The organism is Fusobacteria bacterium ZRK30, from assembly GCA_024628785.1.
Taxonomy (GTDB): Bacteria; Fusobacteriota; Fusobacteriia; order Fusobacteriales; family Fusobacteriaceae; genus Psychrilyobacter.
The window spans coordinates 856,732-882,409 of record CP102404.1 but is presented as its reverse complement, the minus strand read 5'-3'; the positions used below and the strand labels follow the sequence as shown (position 1 = coordinate 882,409).

Genomic DNA, 25,678 nt, shown 5'->3' with positions numbered 1-25,678 from the left:
CCCTTTAAATTACATTTCAAAAAATCCATCTTTTTCTAATTTTTCAATCCTTTCAAGAATATAGCTCCTGCTATTATGTTGTTTTATATAATTAAAAGAATTGAGAGACCATTTTTTTATCAAATCTGTATCCCCTATTATTCTTTTAATATGTTTATTTAATTCCTCATCATCATCAATACTAAATGTTATTCCATTTTTTACTTTAGATATCACATCACATAGCGCAATAGTTTTTGTTGTTATAAAGCCAACTCCCTGGGCCATACTATCGAATACTGTCCGAGTCATCTCTTCAGTCCTGTGTGGAATTATTATTATATGCTGTTTTGAAATAATAGAAAATAGCTGTTCTCCCCAAGGTATCCATCCAAAAAAATTTACTTGGATATCTAGATCTTTAGACAAACATTTCAGCCTGTCCATCTCATCTCCATCACCGATTATATTAATCTCATATTTTTCCTTGGGAATACCCATAAATCCTTTTATCAATGTATCTAATCCCTTTTCATAGGCTAACCTGCCTATATAAAAAAATTTGATTTTACCGATATCTGCACCTATAGAGTTCAACTTTTTGTCCAAGACTGACTCCTCAATTATTTGGTCTTCTCCTACAATAGGCTGATAAATCTTAAATGGGTTTTTACTGAATTTAGAGTATTTCTGATATACTCCTTCACCTAACATAAAAGCTGTATCTCCAATCCCTATACTTTTTTCATATAAGTATTTAGAGTAATGCATAAACCCTGTCCAAAATATTTTTTTCAAAATGTTTTTACTTCTTTCTACCTGATCTGTTTTTAGTTTTCCTACAAGATCACAGTCCATTATAAATAATTTCTTTATATCATATTTTTGTGAATCTCTAATCCCCGTATAACAGGAGGAAATCATATATGGATATCCTCCTCCCCCAGTGTGAAGTATTCCACCTTCTGAAAGAGCAGTATTAATTATTTTTTTATTCTTTCGATAGACTCGAAATCCCTCTATAAATGAATTTTCATATTCAAGGGGTATAAACTCCATATTTTCATTTAACTGGATATAATCTCCTGTTAAATCTAAAACTAGAGGAGCTATCAACCTCAACTTCACTCCTTTAGGCAGTAGATCTATATGAAGGTTTATATCTATAGCAGGTAATTTTTCCATATAAATTTCATTATCCTTTATCATAACAGGTAGTTGAATTAAGTAGTTATAATACATCTTCTACCTCCTTAAATAATTTCAATACACTGCTTTCCATATTTTGTTTACTGAACTCTTTTATTTTCTCTAGTCCGTTAACTCTCAATTTTTCTTTGAGTCCGGATTCATTTTTCAATCTATAAAGGTGGGTATATAAATTTTCTACATCTCCATCCCTGCTTGTAAGAGCTGTCTTATTATGTATCATATGAATATCTCCACCACGGCCTGTAAAACCTACGACTACACATCCACACCCCATAGCTTCCAATGGAGGTAATGCAAACCCTTCTGGGTAACCAAAAGACAGGTAGATATCATTTTTTTCATATTTTTTGATCAACTCATTTTTTTCTAAGTGTCCATATATAACCTCAAATTCAAAAGTATCTTTTAGGTCATCTGGAAATTTTTCAATAAAATCATCTATATCTTTTTGATTCTTCCTATATAAAATGAGCATTGTATTAGGGGTTTTCAACTCTTTCCTGTAACAAAACTTATCTAAATCCAGCCCGTTTAGGACACTAAAAATAGGTAGATTTGACCGCTCCCTCATATACTCTGTACAATACCCTTCTAGGGCTATTATCCCATCAAATCCGTATCTTTCAGCACTACCTTCTCTGTAGAGAGCCCAATTTTGTACAAAAAGAAGTTTTTTTCCTTTTTTAAACTTTAAAATCTCCTGGGGTATGACCTCGGGACAGATAATAAAATCTCCTTCCTTTATTTTTTTTAATTCTTCTTTTAAGTACGAGATAGAAGTCTTATGATCAAACCAATCGGCATTGATGCTGTTAAACCTGCCTCCTAAGCTCAATACCTTAGACGGGATCTTATTTTCATTTAAGATATCAGCGTGTTCATAGATTACCTGAATTCCTCCAGAAGCTTTTCTATCATTAAAAAATATCCTCTTTAATTTTTTTAATATAGTTGTATCATCTTCATACCTAACTATTTTTTTTATTTTAGGAGTTAAATAAAATACATTCAATGAATTTCCCCCTTATCTTCGTCTTTTTATAATACCCTTACTTCCCCAATTTAAAATTACCGAAAGAGCTTCAATTTTTAATTTTTCTATTATCTCTACCGTTGCTCTCAGGTCCCTATACCTGCTGTAATCCCCATGAGTTACAATATAAACAACATCTGAATTAATAGCTGCAAATTCAGTAATACCAGAACTTAAAATTGGTTCGCTGTCTATCAGAATTAAGTCAAACTCATCTCTATAACTATTTAATATCTCTAATATTTTAGTTGTTTCCATTATTTCACCATTCAATTTAGGGCAGATATAAATATTTCTTTCTTTTTCATAGTATGGTACTTTATCTTCGCCAGTAATTTTTAATTTTTCCCCCAGAGAACAACCAGAAGATTTTATCTCTACTACTAATACTTTAGGTATTGTTTTAGATAATAGATCTGCTAAATTTACTATTATCTCTGTGGTTCCAATTCCTAGATCAGTAGGAATAAAGGTCACTATTTTTGATTTGTTCAAAAAATGATCTCTGCTTAACCGTACAGCGATAGACTCCATAGCTTGATATGGCTGACTTGTTTTATGTGCTATACTTGTTTCTAAGAAATCTTCATCCTTTAGATCTGAAATTGGCCAATTAGGTTTAAACCCTAATGCACTCTCAATATCCTTACTCTTTCTTATTCTGTTATCTATAAGATCTATAAATATACAAAGTCCCCCAATCCAACCATAAGATACCATAAATATTAATGCTAATAATTTACTTTTAGTCGCTCCTGATGGTTCAAATGGATATTCTGCTGAATTTACCAGGCTCAATCTGCTAGGTGCCATAGATTCAGCAGTAAGGTAATATATTCTCTCTGTTACCTGATCATATGTTGTTCTTAAATTTTTTAAATTTGTTTCTATCCTTACACCTATAAGCATCAATTTAGACACTTCAGCAGCTTTGAGTTTTTCCTCAGTCAGATCTTTCCATAACTGACTTTCTGTCCTTGCTGTAGCCTGGTGTAAACTCAAAGAATCTATCTCTTTTAATTTTAAAGTATAATCTCTTTTGTTTGTAATAACTTTAGTAGCTCTTTGTCTGACATCTTCCCGGAGTTTTTCTAGATGTTCAGACATATTCTTCATCCTGTCTTCTACATATTTTCTATCTGTATTTTCCAAAGTCATCCCATCAAGACTGGCTCTCATCTCCTGTAGCGTCTTATATGTCCAAAACCCTAGATCCCAAAGAGATTGATCTTTTTCTACCATCTCATCAATTAAGGCTGTTAAAGGAACTGCTTTTATATTTTTTATTTCATTCATAACTTCTAAATAGCGATTTTCACTTTGAAGTTTGGCATCATATGCTCTTATATAAGCTTCATTCAAATAAGCTATCCGGCTATTATATGGATTAAATTGTTCTGAAAATGTAGAAGTATTGGTTTTATCAGTTATATCCTTTAATTTATTAAATTCAACTTTAATTTCTTTATCCAATCTCTGAAGTTCACTGCTTAGATAATTTAACCTTTTATTATTCTTATTTCCAATCTCCTCTTCTACACTTGTAAAGTAGCATTTCATTATTGCATTGACCAGTTCATCCATCCCCTCAGGATTTTCCCAGGTAAAATTAATATTAATAAGATGGGAGTCCCTTACAGCCTTTACTCCTATACTCCTCCAAATAATTTCCAACTCTTTATTATATGGCAATTCTCCCTTTATAAATAATTTCCTCTTCTCTTTCGGCAGAGAATTCAATGCTCTTTCAATAATTTCTTTACTGTGAATTTTAAAAATTTGTGTTTGAATGAAATCTTTGTAGTAACTAGTTATTGAATTTTCATATCCAGACAACGTTGTCAAAGCTACAGGTTCAATTTTTATAGTCCCAGATGTAAAATAAGTTAATTTATTCAATAAAAAAGCTAAGGGGCTTAGAACTAAGAAAGTAGCAGTTCCAATTACAATGACCCTTTTTATATATCTCGTTATTGTTGTAATAATGTCAATGGGTTTATTTTTTTTCCCCTTCATAAATTTTCTCCTTTCCCAGTAATTTCCTTATTTTTCTCTCTAAACGGTTTATTTCCTCTAATTTAAAATAATATTTAAGAGCCAGATAAATTACCACGGTATAAATTAAAAATTTACTTCCTAAAACGCCTAAACCAATCCACCTATTTTCTACTCTAAATACAGACAATAATAGGGATAGTACTCCACCTATTAGTAGGATCACAAGGGGATACTTCAAGGTTTTTTCATAATATTCGGTAATTTCTATTTTAAAATTTCTATTTATTCTAAGGATAAAATAAATACTTGATACTACAGTGCTTAATGCTGTTCCCATAGCTGCCCCTACTATTCCAAATAAAAGTGTAAAAGAAATGATCCAGAAAATAGCTAAAACAAAGTTCAATGTGGCATATTCTATCTCATATTCCGGTTTATTTACTCCTCTCATAATAGAGGTTCCTACCCCGGTATTTAAATTGGTCATAATAGAAAATGAAAATATAATCATGGTTGCTGTAATCATCCAATCGTTTCTTCCTATCCAAACATATAGTATTTCATGAGCAAAGAAAATTAAAAATACAAAGAGATAAAAAGTTAAAAGAGATATATACCTGTTCCCATTTAGATATAATTTTTTTAATTTTATATTTTTAATATGCTCACTATCTCCTTTCAAAAGATAATTTCTAAATCCATAAAACCCTGAAGCCATAAAAAATAAACTGACTCCAGACAATAAAATAAATGAATAACCACTAATTCTTATGATTTTAAACTTATATATATCTGTATAAATCATATGAAAGAAGACTGTTAAAGCTCCTATATATATTCCTAGTCCTGCCAGCTTTATATAAATTTTAGTTGTCCTTTCATCGGTGTTGCTGTGATTTTCATTTTTAGTATTATCATCTTTTAAAATTTCCGCAGCGGCAGGCATAAAAGATACAAAAGCTCCCCCAGCTATAGAAGCTCCTTTTTGAGGTAATTTACGTCCTAATTCAAATAATCCAGTCTGCTTTAACCCTAAAATATTAGCCACTACCAATTGATTAAATGTAGTCATAAAAATCCCAATAATACTTAAAATTTGTATCTTACTGGCAAATTTAAAAATTTCTTTAAGTATATTCAAATTAAATATAAATCTTGGCTTAATATATTTATGCATATAGATGTAGTGCAAAACTACCTTTACTACTGCTTTTATAAGGTAAGCATATAAAAGACTTTTAACCCCAAACCCTTTAAATAAAAATATAATGCTTAAAAAAATTTCTAAAAAATTTGTTCCAATCCAAATCGTTCTTGTTGTAATAAATTCTTGGATTCCCTCGAAAAAATTTTCAAACCCTTCAAAGGTAAGTTCTATCAAAAAAGCAATAACAGATCCTAAAATTAAAATCTTAGCAGTGTTATAAAACTCTAAATTTTCTATTTTAAAAAATGAGAGAATAAGATCTATATAAAAATAAACCAATGAATATAAGATAATAGAAGCTATACTCAAAAAGACAGTCCCACTGCTAATCAATTGATTAATCTTTTCCTTATTTCCACTTGCATAAAATTTTGCTGTATATGTAATATAGGCATTTCCTATACCGCTTCCTGTTAAACCAATATAACTTATGATTACAAAGCATATAGACCATAAACCAAATTCTTCTAAGCTTATAAAGCTTAGTATAATAGGGGTTATAAGTAATCGAGTTATTAAATAAATCATATTTGTTCCCATTCCCATGATGGAATTTTTTAGCACTTTATTCATCTATTTCCCCCTTATTATAAAAAGTCTTAGTATAACTACCCTCCATAAAGATAAACTATTTAACTTTTACATCATCTAAGCTTATAGTTCCATTTAGAACACTGTTTCCAAGATCCAAAACTTCAAGAGTTGGCATGATATTATTCATGATGTAGTTCCAGCTAGATATCCCTTTTTCACTTACAAAGATTACATCTTTGCTGTTCAACACATAATTTTGTCTGATATCTCCTGTTTCTAACATGTTTTTTAAATTAACTTCCCTGGCCTGACTCTGGCCCTCTACTCCTAATCGAATTAGATATATCTTTTTAGTATTGGCATCTTTACTGACTCCTCCAACCTGCATAAGGGCATCTAAAACTGTCAATTGACTTGTTAATTTTACTACCCCTGTTTTTTTAGCTTCTCCCATAACATACACATATTCACTCTCTCCACTTTCAGGAATAAAGATAACGTCATTGTTTTTAATCCTTGCATTTAGAAGCATATTTCCATTATTTAAAAGATCTTTTAAATCTATCCATATAATTTTATCCTTTCCCCTCAATATAGCACACTGTGTCAGAGGTGCTTTAGCATCATCTAAGATAGGCAGTCCTCCGGCAAGTGAAAGAGCCTCTAACAGTGTCCCCTGACCCGGAAATTTAACTATCCCCGGTTTACTTACCCGTCCTAAAACAAAAGCACGGTTATTGGTATATTCTTTGATCTCCAGAGTTACTTCAGGTCCTACATAAAATTTTGCTAATTTTTCAGAAATTTCATTTTGAACATCTACCCTAGTCCTTCCATTTACATGGATTATACCTATTCTAATTATATTAATAATCCCATCAGGCCCCACTATTATGTCTTCTTTAGAAACATCTGCTCTATTCCAAACATTGAGAATTAAAACATCTCCCGGACCTATTAAATAATCATCAGATATCTCGTTAGAAAGAATATCAACTGCTTCCGGACTGGTAAACTTACTTTCTTTAGCAGCATCTACTTTAAAATCCATATTCTCCCCTGAATTTACCAGCTGTTCATTTGGTTTTATATTATTGCAGCCTATCAGTAGAGTAAATATAATAAATAAAATAATAGTTTTCATTTTTTACACTTCCTTTTGTTTTTTAGTGGTCTATTCAACACTTCCCCTAAATAGAACCTTAAAAGTCCTAAAAATTCCGGGATTACAACAACCGATGCATGAAGTGAATATAATTTTGCGCTCTCCCAATCTAAATTTAAATTTTTTTTAAAGTATTCAACCAGCGACAATCTAGGCCGAAATAGAATTAATAATAAAAATATCAAAAAAATAGGATTATAAGGTACGAGAAATAAAAATATAAAACTAAGCCCTCCCCTTATTAAAATTCTTTTAATTTCATGGTCCCAAAATTCCGGATGCATCTTATTCACCGCAGCATATCCATACCCCGTACGATATCCCCTTTTAAAATATTGTTCAAAAGTATGCATATCTATGTCGTGTTTTGTCATAGGTATATCTAACCGGATTATTTTATATTTATCTTTTAAAATTCGTCTAGAGAATTCCGGATCTTCCCCTCCTACCAAAATCTCATTATATCCTCCTAATTTAGATAGTATCGATCTTTTTATCAATACATCTCCTCCAAAGGCTTCTACTTCTCCAAAGGAAGGGTTCCAGTCAATATTGGAGATATAGTTATACTTTGTCTTATTTGGGTAGATCTCATCCCTCCTGCCACAAACTGCAGCTATTTCTGAACTTTTTATACTCTCCAATGCTTTTTCTAAAAAACCTTTCATTAAAAGTGTATCTGAATCCAAAAACATAACATATTCCAATGATCCCTCTTTAAAACCTAAATTTCGCTGCTTTCCAGGGGTCGGATCACCTGTAGAATGCGATATTTTTAAACCCTTAATTTTATTTACCAATGTTAATGTATTATCTGTAGATCCGCCATCTACGTACCTGAGAGTGTATCTATTCAAAAATTTACTGACTTCCTTAATACTTTCAACACAACTTTCAATTGTTTTTTCACTGTTTAAACCAATTAATACAAAATCTATCTCCATATTGTCACCTGCCATATAAAATATCTTTTAAAACCTTTCTTTCCATTATTTACTTTAGTTAAGTGCAAAATCCTTTTATAAAAGTTAGATATAAAAGGATTTTCTGGCTTTCTCCGAAAATATTATATAGAGACTCCATACTGAAAATTATAAAAAAGGAGACAGTTATGAAAAAAATCACAAAATTACTATTTATTTTATTTCTTGTTATAATTTTTTTATTTTCATCCCAATCAAAATCTGATTCTTCAATAATTTCAGATAATATTCTCATATGGTTGGGAATAATAACAAAAAATGACCTGACTTATCTAACTGAAAATTATTTTTTCTTTCATAATTTTATAAGAAAAACAGCACATTTTTCACTGTATTTTTGTTTGGGAGCCGTCGGTACAAAACTCAACAAAAAACTCCTGATTTTTTCTATTTTTGTCCCGTTTTTAGATGAATACTTACAAAGTTTTAATTTGGGAAGAAATTCTAATTTTTTCGATATCTTTATAGATCTATTGGGATTATTCACTGGTTTTTTATCTATTCAAAAAGGAAAAAAATTAATAGATAAAATTTCTGATTATATTCATCTGGAATCAAATAATGATTTTTAATCTTTTAAACCAAATTTTTCTTTTTTTGGATACAAAAAAACCTGTGAAGACACTCTTTCAGCGTCGTTTTCACAGGTTTCTATATTTTTATTCTCTTTTATAATCTACTCTTTATTTTGTAAAATTATTTTTTCACTGATTTTTTCCGGCAGTTCCTCAAAGTTTTTAAATTCCAGAGTAAACTCTCCCCTGGCCTGGGTAAGAGCTCTCAGATCGGTAGTATACTTTAGCATCTCCCTTTGAGGAGCCTCTACACTTATCCTCTGCTGATCTCCAAGGGGAACTATTCCTAATATTTTCCCCCTTCTTTTATTTAAATCGCCTATTACATCTCCTAAATAGTCATTGGGCACTAAAACCTCTACCTGCATTATCGGCTCTAAAATTACAGGTTTTGCTTTAGGCACTCCCAGCCTGTAGGCAAGCATAGCTGCCATTTTAAAAGAAAGCTCATTTGAATCTACAGAGTGATAAGAACCGTCCAAAAGAGTAGCTTTAAAATTAATTAGCGGGTATCCTGCTAAAATCCCCTTTTGGCTTGCTTCAACGATACCTTTTTCTACTGCTGGTATATACTGCTTCGGAACCGTTCCTCCTTTTACCTTATCTACAAATTCAAATTTTTCATTACTCGGTTCAAACCTTATATGTACATCTCCATATTGACCAGATCCGCCAGTTTGTTTTTTATGTTTCCCCTGAACCTCTATCATGCCTTTAATAGTCTCCCTGTAACTTATCTTAGGTTCAGACGTGGTACTATTTACTCCAAATTTATTTTGCAGTTTATGAGTTATAACCTGTAGATGTTTTTCTCCCTGTCCTCCTATCAACAACTCTTTCGTTTCATAATTTCTTTTGACTTTAAAAGTCGGATCTTCATCGGTCAATTTTTGCAGGAGGGTACTTATCTTCTCATCATCACTTTTATTCATTGGCTCTACTGCCAGATACAGACATGGTTCAGGAAAATCAATGGCAGGATAAAGTATAGGATCCTTCAGATCACAGAGTGTATCCCCTGTTTGAGTATGCTGCAGCTTAGTAGTCCCACCAATATCTCCAGCTCTTATTTCATCACTATTTATTTGAGTTATCCCCCTGAGAAAAAATAAATTAGATATTTTTTCTTTTTTATTTTTATTTGTATTAAAAATTTCCGTATCTGTTTTTATAACTCCGGAATTCACCTTAAATAATGATATCCTTCCTACAAAAGGATCTACTATTGTCTTAAATACAATAGCAGAAAAGGTTTCATCAGCATCTACCTTTTTAATTTTAAGCTCAGATGTTTTAGGATCTTCCCCTATTCTCTCACCATCCTGCATCTCATTTGGAGTAGGCATGTAATTTAAAAATGTATCAAATAGAGTATGAATCCCAATAGAATTAACAGCTGATCCTACTAATACCGGTATTATTTCTCCATTTACAATACCTGTATGAAGACCAGTATGAATCTCTTCATCAGTAAACTCCTCCCCGTTAAAGAATTTTTCCATCAGCTCTTCGTTAGATTCTGCTACAGCTTCTAATAACATATCCCTAATAGAAGAAATTTGCATCCCTTCAGGAATTTCTGAATCCACACAATTTTCCCCATTGAATATTCTGCCCTTTAGATCCACTACATTTACAAACCCTTCAAATGTATCCTTTTCACCTATAGGAACACAAAACGGTGCTATTTTCTTTCCAAAAGTATCCTTTAGTTCCTCCAATATCTTAGTATATTGGATAAACCCCTTATCCATCTTATTTACGAAGATAACCCTTGGAATTTTTTTCTCTTCCAATATTTTATTAGCTTTTTCTGTTCCTACCTCAATCCCGGAAGTTGCATCTACCACAAGAACGGCTCCTCCGGCTACCCGAAGTGCAGCACTGACCTCCCCTTTAAAATCAAAGTGGCCAGGTGTGTCTAAGATATTATATTTATTCCCACAATATTCTATAGGGATAACAGAAGTATTTATGGAAAATCCTCTGTGGATCTCCTCCTTTTCAAAGTCCGAAACAGTATTTCCCTCCTCAATATTCCCTATTCTATTGGTTACTCCAGCTACATTTAAAAGAGCTTCTGTAATGGTGGTTTTACCGCTTCCCCCATGTCCTAAAAATATAATATTTCTTACCTTATCAATATCATAATTTTTCATCCTATCCCCTCCATATTTTAATACTTAGTGATATCCTGCTGGCATCATTTTTTTATTAGAATTTTTTATCTTTAAAATACAATAACTGCTACATTTTGCTTCGGTAGTCTCCACCATTTTCCCTCGTATTTTGGATCATAACCTACAAAATCATGGTATAGGAAACTTTCATGTTCCTCTGGACTCCTGACGCATTTATGAGATCTTTTATATGTTCCCAATGTAATTATTGCTCTTTCCTTTCTTTCCCTTACCGCTTTTTCATTTCCGAGTTTCTCTACTATATCATCCTTTAATGGGATCCCATGAATATAACCACCTCCACTAAATCTTATTCCATAATTAGCTCTGGAATATTTTTTTACTATCTCATAATCTTCTTCATTATTTTCTTCATCTAACCCTTCTTCTGTTATATCTTCAACAACTTCCCCACCCAGATCTTGTTTTTTTACTTTTTCTTCATAGGGGAAAATAACTTGTCTCACTGTATTCCCAACTAAAAAATAACCTTTTGGAGTTTCATAGGAATCACGATTATTATTTATTCCGCTTGTAACCAATGAATAGGAGATCAGCTGCCACACACCTTCTTTTTTCAAAAATATACCCTGGTTTTGATTTTTCAAATCAATCAATATAACTCTGTTTATCCCCTTATCTATATCTATCCTTCGGGTTTTCCCACTCTCTATCCTATATACTCTCATGGAATCTGGGATAGTCACAAGTACATCCCTTGGATCTCTTTTTTTTATTGAAACGATCCTTCCATCTGAAAGGTATCTCAAAGAACTTTTCCCACTTGGATTTGTATAAATACCTACAATGCTTTGTTCCCCCCTATTTCCATACATATCTACAGGGGTCCCATCTTCCTCACTTGAACCCGGAATATATTGGATGACCCTTTCAATACTCCGGTTATTTGCCTTGGCTTCTGCAATAAAAAGATCTAAATTTCTTGCTCTTTTTGCCATCTCTTCAAACCTGAATTCTCTCTTTACTATTAGAGAAGAATGGAGGTATCCAATATAGTTTTTATAACTGACCTTATACCATAACCTATTATTTCTAGTCCTGTCTCCCACGACCTTACCTATGACCTCTATTTTTTCTTTGACCTTTGTCCTGCCCAGGATTCTTCCATTTATTGATGGTTTACTTCTTATATTAACTCTGGAATTAGTGAACAAATAGTCTACTGGTGGTAACTCTCCGGTATACTCAATATTTCTTTCATATAATGGTACTGTTTTTAACTCTAGAGGTATACTCTTCTCGGCCTCTGTATTTTCTATTATTGTTAATTTTACCTCTACAGGAAGAACTACTTCTTTAGCACTACAACCATAGAGAGATACTATTATAATTAATAATATATATAGTTTTTTCATATTTTCCCTCCAATCTTAAATCTCATTAATAATTCTGGTTGACATAACACTGTAATTAAGGTAAACTAACCCTACTTGGTTTGCATCTATAGCTCAATTGGATAGAGCATCTGACTTCGGATCAGAGGGTTATGGGTTCGATTCCTATTAGGTGCGCCATTTTTGATTTTAACAACTGCGTTTATTGAGCTGATAAATCTGTGGAGACAATTTGGGGACAAAAGTTTAAATATTGTTTAATTTATTTAAAACTTCTAACACCTTATCTTCATCAGTATCTACTAAATGTGAATATGTATCTAAGGTCATCTTTATACTTTCATGACCTAATCTTTTTGAAATTTTAACAATGTTTACTCCGCTTTGAAAAAGTATCGAAGCGTGGCTATGCCTAAAATCATGTAGGCTGAATTGTTTTAGTTTCAATTTTTTTATTGTCAGATTTTTACGTCTATGTAAATTGGTTCTACTAACTTGAAAAATTCTTTTTATTTCCTTGTCATATAGAGTATCTATATATACCTTTAAATCATCCATCAAAAAATCTGGAACTTTTATAACTCTAACTGATGATTTAGTTTTTGGTTTTGTAATATATCCTTTCTTATCAATTTTTGAATAAGTCTTATTTATCTTTATACTACCATCATCAAAATTTATATCTTTTCTATTTAGAGCTAATACTTCACCTATTCGGCAACCAGTATAATACAGTAGAGAAAATATAAGTGAAATTTCACTATTATCAAACGTTTTAATCTCCCTTATAAACCTTTTGTATATCTCAGGAGTAATTATATTAGTTACTTTTTTATCTTTTAATAAAGGTGATTCTTGAACTCCTCCGGTTACTTTAACAGGATTTTCTTTCACTCCATAAAATTTAACTGCATAATTAAATATTGCACTCAATTCTTTTTGTAAGGTTTTAAAATAACTTTTTGTATATTCATTTTGTAATTCATGATTTTGCCATTTTTTTATAGCTGCAGGTGTAATATCTTGAATTAATTTATCTTTGAAATATGGTATAAGCTTCCCGGTAAATACTCTTTTTTTCCTTGCAAAAGTACTAGCTTTTACTCTTACTTGTATATCTTCTAAATAAATTTCTGCTAATTGTTTAAAGCCTAACATTGAACTTGTTTCATTTTCTTGAGAAAGAAATTTAATTTCCCACTCCTTTGCTCCCTTCTTTGTTTTAAAGCCTCTTTTTTTCTTTTTTTTCTGTTCATTATTATAAGTTTTATACCTTATTTCTACATACCAGCTATTCCTTATCTTATCTTTATATACACTCATAATTTAATTAATCCTATAACGTTTATCAAAGTATTTTCTATGTAACCTGCCACATATAGTTTTATACCCCTGCTCTTTTAGCTCTGCATTTAACTCTCTTATTATCTTATATGCTGTATTTTCCGATATATCTAAAATCTTCATTAAATCTTCTTTTCTATAGAAATCCTTCATCTCTACCTCCTAAATTAATTTTAAATTATCTTTATTTCCCCACCCCTTCTCTTTATCTTTGACAACTCTTTTATCCCCTGGTGCTATAGTTTCATCTACTTCTCTATACTTCACATTATCTATAACATTATTAACTATTACTTGATTACTATCGTTTATTATTTCGAAAGTCTGCTTAGCTAATGTTGGGTAGTAAGACATCCCATAACTATCTTTAGCAGCTTTATTCAAGCCTTTTTCTGTTGTCACTAGTTTTAGAGCATCATAGTAATCCTCTTTAAATTTATCTCCATTATCTTCATAGTTATTTTCTAAAATTTCACCCAATTGATCATTACTAACTATAGTGTTAAAATCTTTTCTATCCAGGACAACATCATAAAAACCATTTTCACCTTTATTTTCAGTAAAATGAGCATCAAACATAGCAGAATTAGAGATTATGTCACCTTCTAAATTAGTTGTCTTCAACATCTTATATGTACTGTAAATATCATCATATCCGCCCATTGCTAAAGCTCCACTAGCATAGATATCACCCTTTATTTTATCTGCTTCCAGGCTTCCTCCATCTGACATAATAAATTGACCATTCCCCATTTGATTAGTGTTAAACTCTCCATCAGCAACTATAGACCCTGAATTTGAAAAAGTCGCTCCACCAGATAAAACAATCTCTTGGTTTCCTGTAGTTTCAGAAGCAATATTTATATCACCATTATTAACGTATGAACTACCTACTCCATCAACTTTAATTCCTATTCCATTATTAGCATTAAGGTTAATTATCCCCAAATCATCATTTATTCCTGTTGCTCCCTTTGTAACTTCGATACCAATTCCATAATCACCATTTATATTAATTGTTCCTTTATTTATTGCTGTACTCTCATAATTGGCGATCATCCCATCACCATCATTATCTATATTTATAACTTTTTTATTAACTATATTTCCTTTATTCTTTGCATGCATTCCTTTCCCATAATCACCATTTACAGTAATATTTCCTTTATTTATTGCAGATGTGTTCTCAAAAGTCCGTATACCATAGCTCCAAGTTCCACCATTAGCATTTATTGCTATATTTCCAGATTCTTCATTAATAACCTCTCCTAAAGTATAAGCTTGCATCCCACTTTTAGAAGTATTTACTTCTGTTAAAGAAATTAATCCATTATTAATAAGTGTCCCTCCTTCTGAAGCTTTAACCCCATTAGAAGCATTAATAGTTCCGTTGTTCACACCTGAACCGCCATCTTCAACAGTCATTCCAAAAGAAAATTCATTCCCCATTGTAATAGTTGCCTCATTTATAATTTCTCCACCTTTAGTTTTTAACCCATCATTTCTTTCAGTTGTTGTAATATCATGAGTTAAAGTATATGAAGTTCCTCTAATCTCTTTTCCATCTTCCCAAATCATTATTGGTATTACTGGAATTTCTGGTGTTATCGGTTCAAAATCTTCTATCGGTCTTAGTGGATCTCTTTCTGGTGTTATCGGTTCAAAGTCTTCTATCGGTCTTAAAGGATCTCTTTCTGGTCTTAGTGGCTCATAATCCTCTATTGGCCTTGATGGATCTTTTTCTGGTCTTAGCGGTTCATAATCCTCTATTGGCCTTGATAGATCTACTTCTGGTGTTATTGGAGGTTTTACGGAACCCTTTCTTTTAAAATTGTTAGAGTGTCTACTATTTTTATTGTAGAAATTAAAATTCCCAAACACTAATATTTTATTTTCTTGAAATCTTTCCTCATCATTTAATAAGTTGTTCTGATTTACTTTAATAAATTCATTTTGATTTTCATTTAATTGTGCATTAGCTAAGTTTGATATAGCTATTAGCGCAAGAATTGCTATTCTTTTTTTCATGCTGCCTCCCTAATTTATTAGTAAAATAAAAGGTCTGTTAAAGAAAGTAACCAACGATTACTTTTTCTAACAGACCTTGAGCTCTTGCTCACTAACCTAATATAATTTTAAAATTTATTTAGAGCATTACTCTAATCAATGACTATCTTTATTAGCCTTAATTTTAAAATATTTGTTATTTACTTTCTTAGCCATATATTTAATTTGATCCTTTTTAATTTTCCCAAAATATCTAGAATCAAAAGAGTTTTTTTTGACTCCTAAAGTTAGAAACTCATCTTCCTTTAGAGTAAAATCATCATTGTTTAATACCGGAAGAGGTCTTTTTAATGTATCGTGTGTTTGTACTTTAAATCGTTCTCCTGATATATGAAGTTCATCTGCTTTTAGGTAAACATCGTCATTATACGTTCCTTTAACCTCTTTAATAAGATATTTAGTAAATCTAGGTAAATAACCTCTATCATACATCATGTTTTGGATCTCTTTATCTAACCTATCAATAGGTATTACTACAATATCTTCTTTTTTTATATTTTCAACCTTTGGTGAAAGGAAATAAAAGCCTTTTGGCATAGAATCACTAATGTTATACGTAAAAAATCTAGATAACAAAATCACTCCTAGGATGAATATAATAATAAACTTCTTCTTAATTTTGACCCCCTCCTATTTAAAATGTGGAAAAGTCGTTTTTTCTTTCTCTATTCTGTCTAAATAAGCTTCCGGATCTTTTGTTGCCTCTATTAATTCTTTTTTATATTCTTCTTCAGTAATGTCATTATATTCTTTCCTAAAGTTTACTTTTGAAATTGCCCTTCTTTTTATTCTGACTTCTCTAGATACTTTTTCAAGTGTTGATCTCCATTCCTTATACTCATCGTGAGCCTTTTCATTGCCATCGCTTTCTAATTTAGATAATTCCCTAAGTATCTCATAATATTTTTCTGCTGCTGCTTCTCTTGTAGCTTTATCATCTGAGTAGCTTTTTAATATTAACTCTCTCTTTTCCTCTGGTGAATATGTTTTCATTCCACATCCTATTAAGATCCCTACTAATCCTAATACTAACAATATTTTTTTCATTTATTTCCTCCTTCATTATTTTTTCCTAGCTAACTACATATTTTACTAAATTAAACACAGATCTAGCCCTCACTAAGGTGCTTTATTTTTGTTTTAATTTATGCTATAGGTTTTTATTTTTTCCCTGTAAACTTTTTACCTAAACTAACACCTGCTCTTCCTAATCCCATTCCGCCTTTTCCCATAATATTAGCCCCTCTTCCTGCTAAATTAGACATAGATGTTCTAGAAGAAGCATTTCCTTTTAATCCTTCTTTAAAATTGCCAGCTTTTTGTATTCCTTCTCTCGTATTACTAATAATAGATTTTCCTGTAGCTCCTCCTAGTGTGGCAACATCATTCCCACTCAGGTTAGGTGAACCAGATAATAAACTAGCCACAAGGCTAGGACATTTAAGCATTAAGAACATCAAGGTCCCTAAAGATGAAACCTTATAGATACTATCCTGATGCGCATTCAGTACTGCCTCCTGTGTAGTGAAAGAAGTTAGAAAATCAACCGATAGATTTAAAATCAGTGATAAAACCATTAATTTTATTGATAAATTCAATACTAAAGAAAATACTTTTTCTGCTAAAAATGCCGTTTTATTTAATACTGCAAAAGGTAAAAAGATAACTCCTATTCCCACTATTGCAAAAAACTCCATCCATGCTATAAATATTGAAAGAGCCATAAAAAATATAACAACTAAAATAACAGCTATATAAAAATAACTAACTACTATATCTCCTAATTTTGTTATCCCCATATCTCGAACTTTATCTAATATATCCGCAGTTAGATTTACTCCTATATCAATTATTTTAGTGGGACTTCTAAAGAACTCGATACCTGATTTTCCACCTAAAGCAACTTCTCCTATTTTAATAAATGAATCAATAAGAACATTCACTAAACTAGAATAATCAGTTATAAAGTATGTGATCATCCCATATTTAAAAGTTTTTTTGCATAATGTCTTTATGACATCTATTTCACCTAGTTGAAAAGCTAATAACCCTAGATCTAACGTAACTAAAGTTGCTAAAAGTCCCAATGCATAGGGTTGTAAATTGGGTCTGTCTCATATTTTGTGTAAACCTCCAAATTGGTGTAGAATAAAATCACACTAAAACGGAGGTTTTTTTCATGAGAAAAAGAGACAAAGATCTATCACCTGATGAACTTGCGCGAAAAGAATTAATTAAGGATTATCTAAAAAAATTACCCAGTTATGACAGTTTAGATCTTGGCGCATTAGCCAGAGAGATGATGGGTCAAATGCTAGAAAATGCTTTAGAAGGAGAATTAGAGGAACAACTTGGCTATAGTAAATATGACTATAGAAATAAACTTACAGATAACTCTAGAAATGGTTATTCTAAAAAATCTTTAAAGGGCAGTTCTGGAATAATTGATATCTCTGTTCCTAGAGATAGAGATAATGAATTTGAGCCACAAATTATTAAAAAAAATCAAAATTCAATAACTCAAGAGTTTGAGAGAAAAGTTACATCTTTATTCGCTAAAGGGATGACTCTTAGCGATATCAAGTACCATGTTGCTGATATGTATGATTTTGATGTCTCTGAAAGCTCTATCAGTAGAATTACTGATAAAATACTTCCTGTTGCCAAAGAATGGCAAGATAGACCTCTAGAAGAAAGATATGCTGTAGTATTTATGGACGCTATCCATTACAATGTTCGTAGCGAAGGGCGCATAGTTAAAAAGGCGGTCTACATAGCCATTGGAATTAATATGGATGGTATGAAAGAAGTATTAGGAATGTGGGTTGGTGAAAATGAAAGTGCTAAATTCTGGCTGCTAAAAATGAATGAATTAAAAAATCGGGGTTTAAATGATATTCTCATCGTATGTGTTGATGGATTGACAGGCTTTTCTAATGCTATCTTAGCAGTTTATCCTGATACAGAAATACAACAGTGTATAATCCATCAAATTAGAAATACGACTAGATATGTATCCTACAAAGACATTAAAGAGCTGATGATAGACCTAAAAAAAGTTTATAAAGCTAATACAGAAGATATTGCTCTATTTGAATTAGATAATTTTGAAGAAAAATGGAAGAAGAAATATCCACAAATAGCTATTTCCTGGAAGTCTAATTGGGCCAACTTATCTACATATTTTAAATATCCACAAGAAATCAGGACTCTAATTTATACAACTAATACAATAGAGGGATTTAATAGACAGTTAAGAAAACCAAGTAAAAGTAGATCTGTTTTTCCTTCAGATGATAGTCTATTCAAGCTCCTTTATCTTATTACAATGGATATCACACAGAACTGGACTGGGCGCCGAAGAAATTGGGGTATAATTCACTCCCAATTGCAAATATTTTTTGAAGAACGATTAAAGTAAGTGCAATCTAAAATATACCTTTTCAAAGAGGCTAATTTTAGGCTCTAATCTTGACATACAAAAATTAAAGTTCTAATATATTAAAAAGGAGAAGTAATAATTAAAGTAATTATACCTCTCCATTTTATAGAAATTTTACATTGATTTTTAGAGTTTACACAAAACTTGCAACAGCCCCTATTTTTCCATTTGCAGACTTTTTTGAGAACTCTCACTTTTACTTATTTTTTTCTTTTTTCTTTTTCTGAGTAAAATTAAATCCCTTAAATAATTTTCATTTTTAGCTTCCATCCATTTTTCCTGGAAATTATCATCTTTAATTAATGATGCTATAGATGCCAGAGTCTGTAGATGTAATTTATTTAATTTAGGACTGCTGACAAATAAAAATACAGCTTTTATTTCAGGGTGTTTTTCACTGAATTGAATTCCGTCTCTGCATCTGAATACAGCCATATGGAATGTATCTATATCTTCTATAACAATATGTGGAATAGCTGTAAAACCGGAGATAGCAGTAGTTATATCATTTTCCCTTTCAAAGAAAAGGTTCTCTAATTCCAAACTGTCTTTTCCTAAGATGGTAGAGAACTTTTCAGCTTCTAGCTTAATTAATTCTTCTAAACTAGTAAAACCTTTTAGGTCTACAATGGGAGCATCCATAACTATCTTATCAAATTCTGTGAGTTCAACGTCATCTCTTTGATGAATAATATCCCGGAGCTCACTCTCTAAGCTATGACCTAATTTGAGGTTATCGGTAATCCTGATTAAAAGGTGTAGTAGAGCATATTCCTTATTGGAATTTTTCTTTCCATAGATAAAATAGATAACTAAACTTATAAAAATAAGACCGATACTAGACTCTATGGCAGCGACTCCCAATTGAGCTATAAAAGATATAAATACAAATATAGTAAATATCTGAACCCATGGATATAGAGGGGCTATAAAAGATGGTCTGTAATTTTCTAAATTACTTTCCCTGATAATAATTACCGACAGATTAGTAAGGACATATGTCGTTAATATTACTGCTGATGCTGTTTTTGCCAATGTTTCTAATGGTAATAATAATGATCCGACCATAAGTAATCCTGTAGATATAATAGCCACTGTAGGAGTTTTAAATCTTTTATTAACTCCTCCTACAAATGAAGGAAATAATTTGTCCCGGCTCAGTGCCAGTGGATATCTAGACGCTGCCATGATCCCAGCATTTGCTGTTGAAATAAAGGCCAAGAGGGAAGCTACTGTAATAATAATATATCCTGGATTTCCTGCTAAGACCCTTGCAGCATCAGCAATAGGAGTCAGTGAATTGGCTAACTGATCTCCTGATAATACTCCTACAGTAACGAATAGTGTAGCAGCATATACAAATATTATTACAATTATGGAAGAGATTAATCCCTTAGGAATATTTTTCTTAGGATTTTTTACCTCTTCGGAGACACACGCTACAGTTAATAATCCTCCAAAAGATACAAAAATAAGGGCAGCACTAGATACTATAAGACCTGCACCTAAAGCAGTAAAAGGTGAACCTGAACTCACTAACGCTAATTTGTCGTTTACCACTTCGTAAATTTGGACAAAGGGATTAAAATTTGCCAGGTTGACATTGAAGAACCCAACAACTATAAAAATTCCCATTAGCAGTAGTAATCCTGCCACTATAATAGTTTCAAACTTACTTGCTGCTTCAACTCCTACGATATTTAATATCAAAAATACTGTAGTGACTAAAGAGGAGATGATGATCAATGTTTGATGATTCATGGTGTCTCCATATAATATTCCACCAATAACCCCAGCTATACCAAAGATTGCAAAAGCAGTTTTTAAGCAGATTGCAAACCAGCTAAGCACTCCGGAAATAGTTCCTATAAGAGGGCCGAGGGTTCTCATTATAAAAAAGTAATCTCCACCGGCTTTTGGCATTGCAGTGATCAGTTCAATAACTGACAGTGTGCCTACAAGTACAATTAATCCGCCTAAAATATAACCTAAAATCATCATTGGACCTGCCTTACTAAAGGCTATTCCAGGTAATATAAATATTCCTGAACTTATCATTGCTCCAGATGAAATGCTAAACACATCCATAAATCCAAGTTCCTTTTTTAGTTCCATAATATCACCCCATTAATATATTTTAATAATCTAAGTATACTCTATTTTTGTAACATTTCAAACTTAATTGTTAAGAAAAAACTAATATATTAATGGAAAACTAAGAGTTATAAAGTTATTCTAAATAAAAAAAACATCACAGAAAATTAGTGACGTTTTCTCTAAAAATATTTATTTTCTTTTTTTCTTTTTTCTTTTTCTAAGTAAAATTAGATCCCTTAAATAATTCTCGTCTTTAGCCTCCAACCATTTTTCCTGGAATTTCTCATCTTTAATTAATGTTGCTATAGATGCCAGAGTCTGAAGGTGTAATTTATTTAATTTAGGACTGCTGACAAATAAAAACACCGCTTTTATCTCTGGATGTTCTTCACTGAATTTAATTCCATCTCTACATCTGAATACAGCCATATGGAATGTGTCTATATCCTCTATAACAATGTGTGGAATAGCTGTAAATCCAGATATGGCAGTGGTTATTTCATTTTCTCTTTCAAAGAAAAGGTTTTCTAATTCCAAATGATTTTTCCCTAAGATAGTAGAAAATTTTTCAGCTTCCAGCATAATTAATTCTTCTAAACTAGTAAATTTTTTTAGATCTACAATAGGAGCCTCCATAACTATCTTGTCAAATTCTGTAAGTTCCACATCATCTCTCTGATGAATAATATCCCGGAGTTCGCTCTCTAAGTTATGTCCTAGTTTAAGGTTATCGGTAATTCTTATTAAAAGGTGTAACAATGCATATTCCTTACTGGAATTTTTCTTTCCATAGGTAAAGTAGATAATTAAACTTACAAGGATAAGACCGATACTAGACTCTATAGCTGATACTCCCAGCTGGGATATAAAATATGTGAAGACAAATATGGTAAATATCTGAATCCATGGATATAGAGGCGTTATAAAGGAAGGCCTGTAATTTGATAAATTACTTTCTCTGATTATAATCACCGATAAATTAGTAAGAATATATGTCATTAATATAACGGCTGATGCTGTTTTAGCCAGTGTTTCTAATGGTAATAATAAAGATTCAACTATGAGTATACCAGTTGATATAATAGCCACTGTAGGAGTTTTAAATTTTTTATTAACCCTCCCTACAAATGAAGGAAATAATTTATCCCGGCTCAGTGCCAGTGGGTATCTAGACGCTGCCATGATCCCTGCATTTGCTGTAGAGATGAAAGCTAAAAGAGATGCTATAGTGAGGACTATATATCCTGGCTTTCCAGCTAATATTCGGGCGGCATCGGCAATAGGAGTCAGTGAATTGGCTAATTGATCACCTGGCAATACCCCTACTGTAACAAATAATGTAGCTGCATAAACTACAGTTATGACTGTAATTGAGGAGATCATCCCTTTGGGAATATTAACTTTAGGATTTTTTACCTCTTCAGAGATAGAAGCAACCTTCAAAAGTCCACCAAAGGAAACAAAGATAAAAGCTGCTGTAGATATTATAACTCCTGCTCCTAGAGATGAAAAAGGTCCTCCGCTGGTAACTAATTCCAACTTATTGTCTACTAAATCATATATTTGAATAAAAGGAGTAAAAAAATCAATATTGATATTAAACATTCCAACGGCTATAAAGAGTCCCATTAATAGGAGTAAGCCTGCAACTAAAATAACCTCAAAGGTACTGGCGATTTCTACTCCTATAATATTTAAGAATAAAAAAATAGAGGTAACAATAGCCGATATAAAAACCAGAGTCTGGTGATCCAGGTTACTTCCATAGATAACTCCGCCGATAACTCCTGCTATACCAAAGATTGCAAAAGCGGTTTTCAAGCAGATTGCAAACCAGCTGAGGACTCCAGATATGGTACCTATGAGAGGGCCCAAGGTTCTCACAATAAAAAAATAATCCCCGCCGGCTTTTGGCATAGCAGTGGTAAGTTCAATAATAGATAATATTCCTGTAAAAGCAATTAAACCACCTAATATATAACCAAAAATCATCATTGGCCCTGCCTTACTAAAGGCTATTCCAGGCAATATAAATATTCCTGAACTTATCATCGCTCCAGATGAAATACTAAATACATCCATGTATCCAAGTTCTTTTTTTAGTTCCACAATATCACCTCGTTTTTTTTATTTAATAATCTGAGTATACTCCATTTTTACGTTATTCCAAACGAAGCTATTGGTAAAATTTAACTGATAATTATAAAGTTGTTCTTAGATAGAAGAGCCGCAATTAATTTTAAAGATTGTTATATTTTTCAACGGATCTCATTATAAATAGCAGATGTCTGTTTATCCTTCTTAATTTCTCCATTATTCTAAAATAAATATGAATTTCCATGGTATTTTCCTTTTTTTTATTAAACTGCAGGGTTTGATTAATATGTTCAGACCTTTTAATAAGGTCTTTTATTTTATTGTTATCTGGATATTTTAATAGATCAGAAAATTCAGAATTTAGTTTATTTATCAAAGAGTGAATCTTTAAAATAGCTTTTTTTCTGTGAGGATGAAAATGCAGGTCATCTCTTTTTAATTGCAGGTATTGTTTGGCTAAACTAGCTTCATAATCTCCTAAAGATTCATAAAAATCTGCTAACTCTAAATGGTATCTTACTTCTAGGACGGATTTATTGGAATCACTGTGTCTGAGAACAGAGGTCAATGAATCGGTTATGATGATCTGAATCTCGTCTAATTCTTGTTCAGCTTTAAACAATCCATCTACACATCTATCACACTTCTCAAAATCATTTGAGATAAGTATTCCAAAATCATGAAAAGCTTGTGAATATATATCGTTCATCCTGGAGATTAAAAGTTTAGATTTTTCTAAAACAATAAATGGAACTTTAGCTAGGTTATCGTCATCAATTTCTAAATTTAAATTTTGTTGACTTTCTGGAATAATATAATTAAGTAATTTTTCTAATTTAGTTGTAAATGGTAAAAATAATAAGGCGATGAAAACATTAAATAAAGTATGGGAAATTGCAATATATTTAACGATATCTTCCTCTGGGCTGGCTATGGAAGCAATAAACCTTACATAGAAAAAAAATAGTGGAATAATAATTGAAACTCCAATTATCTTTATACTGATATGGGCATAAGCTGCCTTTTTAGCACTGGTAGATCCAGTAAGAGATGCTAGAAAAGCAGTGATAGTAGTTCCGATATTTTCTCCTAGGACCAGAGCTACGGCACTGTTAGGACTTAGAAGACCTTGACTTGCCATAGCCATAGTTATTCCTACAGTGGCTGAAGATGATTGTAAAATAGCTGTAAGGAATGCTCCCATAACAGCAGATAAAATAACACCTTGAAAATTGGAGGCTTCAAATTTACTAAATAGCTCTATAAATGCCGGAAGATCTTTAAGGGGTCTAATTCCAAGTTTCATTAGTTCTAATCCAAAGAAAATCATTCCGATTCCTAAGATCAAATTACCCCTTTGCTTCCACCTGGATGATCTATGAAAAAGAAAAAGAAAGATACCGATTCCTGCTATAGGTAAGCCGTATTTACCGATTTTTAAAACTAAGAGCCATCCTGTAATAGTAGTTCCTATATCTGCACCTAAAATTATACCTATAGCCTGTCTCAGGGTCATAAGATTTGCATTTACAAACCCCACGACCATAACCGTCGTGATAGATGAAGACTGAATAATAGCAGTGATAGTAGCTCCTACTCCCAACCCCATGATTCTATTAGAAGTCATACTATTTATGATATTTCTTAGTTTTTGCCCTGCTAATTTTTGTATACTGTCAGACATTCGAAACATCCCATAGAGGAAGATGCTTAATCCACCGATAGTATTAAATAATATCTTTAATGACATCTCCATAAGATCACCCCTTTAATATCTCTTAAACGTACTTTTCGACTGTCTATATCTAGTTTCCCTAACAAAAAATTATATTTTATTTTACCGCAGATTGTTTGAAGTCTTTGTTCATTGGTATAGTAGACCTTATAAAAATTCCCTTTTTTTAATCTGTATTTAGATGTTTTTTTCTGGTTCCATAAATAATCCAAATAATCTAAATATAGTAGTGCTTTATCTTTAAGGGATTTCTCGTAGAGATCTATGATATTTTCAATATCTATATTTTTATAATTGTCTGTATATTTGTTTTTATGAGTAGAAATATCATAAACTGTTTCTAAAATTTTAAGCTGGGATGGCGTATAGAACTTTGTAGGTAGGAGACTGCTCTTTTGATTATTACACCTCTTACAGAGGAGAACTGCGTTATACATATCACCTATTTTCAATCCATATCCCAGGGATAGGGGCATATGATGATCTATTTGCAGGTTTTTTTTACTCCCACAATTAAAACAGCGATGTTCAAATAGATGTTTTATCCATTGATTGTCAGCATATGTAAAGTTTGAATCTATAATTTTATGTCTTTCATATCGTTTTCCCTTAACTTTAAATATCTTATTAATTCTTTTTTCGGTAATACTAAAGGGGATCTTACTTTTAAAATCC

General features: G+C 31.7%; 20 protein-coding genes and 1 tRNA gene. 3 read left to right on the top strand and 18 right to left on the bottom strand.

What is annotated here, in order from left to right:
- Positions 1-9: 9 nt before the first annotated feature.
- From NRK67_04295 to NRK67_04270, 6 genes are read right to left on the bottom strand one after another with little or no spacing between them, the layout of a single operon-like run.
- The gene (locus NRK67_04295; GenBank protein UUV17132.1) at positions 10-1,221 is read right to left on the bottom strand and encodes a glycosyltransferase family 4 protein; all 1,212 of its coding nucleotides are present in this window, start codon (positions 1,219-1,221) and stop codon (positions 10-12) included.
- Positions 1,211-2,203: a glycosyltransferase gene (locus tag NRK67_04290; GenBank protein UUV17131.1), complete on the bottom strand. Its 993-nt coding sequence runs from the start codon at positions 2,201-2,203 to the stop codon at positions 1,211-1,213. The genes NRK67_04295 and NRK67_04290 overlap by 11 nt, the downstream gene beginning before the upstream one ends.
- 12 nt (positions 2,204-2,215) lie before the next feature.
- Positions 2,216-4,240 (bottom strand): hypothetical protein, encoded by a 2,025-nt coding sequence (locus NRK67_04285; protein UUV17130.1) that lies wholly within the window; start codon positions 4,238-4,240, stop codon positions 2,216-2,218.
- Positions 4,221-6,002, bottom strand: coding sequence for an oligosaccharide flippase family protein (locus NRK67_04280; protein UUV17129.1), 1,782 nt, complete (start codon positions 6,000-6,002; stop codon positions 4,221-4,223). Before NRK67_04280 ends, NRK67_04285 begins: the two co-directional genes overlap by 20 nt.
- Before the next feature lie 55 nt (positions 6,003-6,057).
- On the bottom strand, positions 6,058-7,107 hold the full coding sequence (locus NRK67_04275; GenBank protein UUV17128.1) for an SLBB domain-containing protein: 1,050 nt from the start codon (positions 7,105-7,107) through the stop codon (positions 6,058-6,060).
- A complete protein-coding gene (locus tag NRK67_04270) occupies positions 7,104-8,072 on the bottom strand; it encodes a glycosyltransferase (GenBank protein ID UUV17127.1) in 969 nt (322 codons plus the stop codon). Before NRK67_04270 ends, NRK67_04275 begins: the two co-directional genes overlap by 4 nt.
- Before the next feature lie 167 nt (positions 8,073-8,239).
- Between NRK67_04270 and NRK67_04265 the strand changes: the two genes are divergently transcribed.
- Positions 8,240-8,683 carry a VanZ family protein gene (locus NRK67_04265; protein ID UUV17126.1) on the top strand — a complete coding sequence of 148 codons (444 nt, stop codon included), beginning with the start codon at positions 8,240-8,242 and terminating at the stop codon, positions 8,681-8,683.
- Positions 8,684-8,787: 104 nt separating this feature from the next.
- Here NRK67_04265 and fusA read toward each other — a convergent pair whose 3' ends face one another.
- Positions 8,788-10,845, bottom strand: a complete 2,058-nt coding sequence (gene fusA, locus NRK67_04260) for an elongation factor G (protein UUV17125.1) — start codon at positions 10,843-10,845, stop codon at positions 8,788-8,790.
- Positions 10,846-10,916: 71 nt separating this feature from the next.
- Positions 10,917-12,242 carry an SH3 domain-containing protein gene (locus tag NRK67_04255; protein UUV17124.1) on the bottom strand — a complete coding sequence of 442 codons (1,326 nt, stop codon included), beginning with the start codon at positions 12,240-12,242 and terminating at the stop codon, positions 10,917-10,919.
- A gap of 82 nt (positions 12,243-12,324) precedes the next feature.
- Between NRK67_04255 and NRK67_04250 the strand changes: the two genes are divergently transcribed.
- Positions 12,325-12,401, top strand: a tRNA-Arg gene (locus NRK67_04250).
- A 66-nt stretch (positions 12,402-12,467) separates the two neighbouring features.
- On the opposite strand, the gene NRK67_04245 is transcribed toward NRK67_04250, so the two are convergent.
- The 6 genes from NRK67_04245 to NRK67_04220 all read right to left on the bottom strand — a co-directional run bounded on the left by NRK67_04245 (position 12,468) and on the right by NRK67_04220 (position 17,719).
- Positions 12,468-13,544 carry a site-specific integrase gene (locus NRK67_04245; protein ID UUV17123.1) on the bottom strand — a complete coding sequence of 359 codons (1,077 nt, stop codon included), beginning with the start codon at positions 13,542-13,544 and terminating at the stop codon, positions 12,468-12,470.
- A gap of 3 nt (positions 13,545-13,547) precedes the next feature.
- Positions 13,548-13,718 carry a transcriptional regulator gene (locus NRK67_04240; protein ID UUV17122.1) on the bottom strand — a complete coding sequence of 57 codons (171 nt, stop codon included), beginning with the start codon at positions 13,716-13,718 and terminating at the stop codon, positions 13,548-13,550.
- A gap of 9 nt (positions 13,719-13,727) precedes the next feature.
- Positions 13,728-15,593 (bottom strand): hypothetical protein, encoded by a 1,866-nt coding sequence (locus NRK67_04235; protein UUV17121.1) that lies wholly within the window; start codon positions 15,591-15,593, stop codon positions 13,728-13,730.
- Positions 15,594-15,728: 135 nt separating this feature from the next.
- The gene (locus tag NRK67_04230; GenBank protein UUV17763.1) at positions 15,729-16,223 is read right to left on the bottom strand and encodes a S26 family signal peptidase; all 495 of its coding nucleotides are present in this window, start codon (positions 16,221-16,223) and stop codon (positions 15,729-15,731) included.
- 39 nt (positions 16,224-16,262) lie between these two features.
- Positions 16,263-16,679: a hypothetical protein gene (locus NRK67_04225; protein ID UUV17120.1), complete on the bottom strand. Its 417-nt coding sequence runs from the start codon at positions 16,677-16,679 to the stop codon at positions 16,263-16,265.
- 113 nt (positions 16,680-16,792) lie between these two features.
- Complete coding sequence (locus tag NRK67_04220) at positions 16,793-17,719, bottom strand: type IV secretion system protein (GenBank protein UUV17119.1); 927 nt, start codon at positions 17,717-17,719, stop codon at positions 16,793-16,795.
- A 92-nt stretch (positions 17,720-17,811) separates the two neighbouring features.
- Here NRK67_04220 and NRK67_04215 point away from each other — a divergent pair, with 92 nt between their 5' ends.
- Positions 17,812-19,053 (top strand): IS256 family transposase, encoded by a 1,242-nt coding sequence (locus tag NRK67_04215; protein ID UUV17118.1) that lies wholly within the window; start codon positions 17,812-17,814, stop codon positions 19,051-19,053.
- 177 nt (positions 19,054-19,230) lie between these two features.
- On the opposite strand, the gene NRK67_04210 is transcribed toward NRK67_04215, so the two are convergent.
- The 4 genes from NRK67_04210 to NRK67_04195 all read right to left on the bottom strand — a co-directional run bounded on the left by NRK67_04210 (position 19,231) and on the right by NRK67_04195 (position 25,548).
- A complete protein-coding gene (locus NRK67_04210) occupies positions 19,231-21,189 on the bottom strand; it encodes an amino acid permease (GenBank protein UUV17117.1) in 1,959 nt (652 codons plus the stop codon).
- Positions 21,190-21,360: 171 nt separating this feature from the next.
- Positions 21,361-23,280: an amino acid permease gene (locus NRK67_04205; protein UUV17116.1), complete on the bottom strand. Its 1,920-nt coding sequence runs from the start codon at positions 23,278-23,280 to the stop codon at positions 21,361-21,363.
- Positions 23,281-23,410: 130 nt separating this feature from the next.
- Positions 23,411-25,024 carry a Na/Pi cotransporter family protein gene (locus NRK67_04200; GenBank protein ID UUV17115.1) on the bottom strand — a complete coding sequence of 538 codons (1,614 nt, stop codon included), beginning with the start codon at positions 25,022-25,024 and terminating at the stop codon, positions 23,411-23,413.
- Complete coding sequence (locus NRK67_04195; protein ID UUV17762.1) at positions 25,009-25,548, bottom strand: HNH endonuclease; 540 nt, start codon at positions 25,546-25,548, stop codon at positions 25,009-25,011. Before NRK67_04195 ends, NRK67_04200 begins: the two co-directional genes overlap by 16 nt.
- Positions 25,549-25,678: the final 130 nt, after the last annotated feature.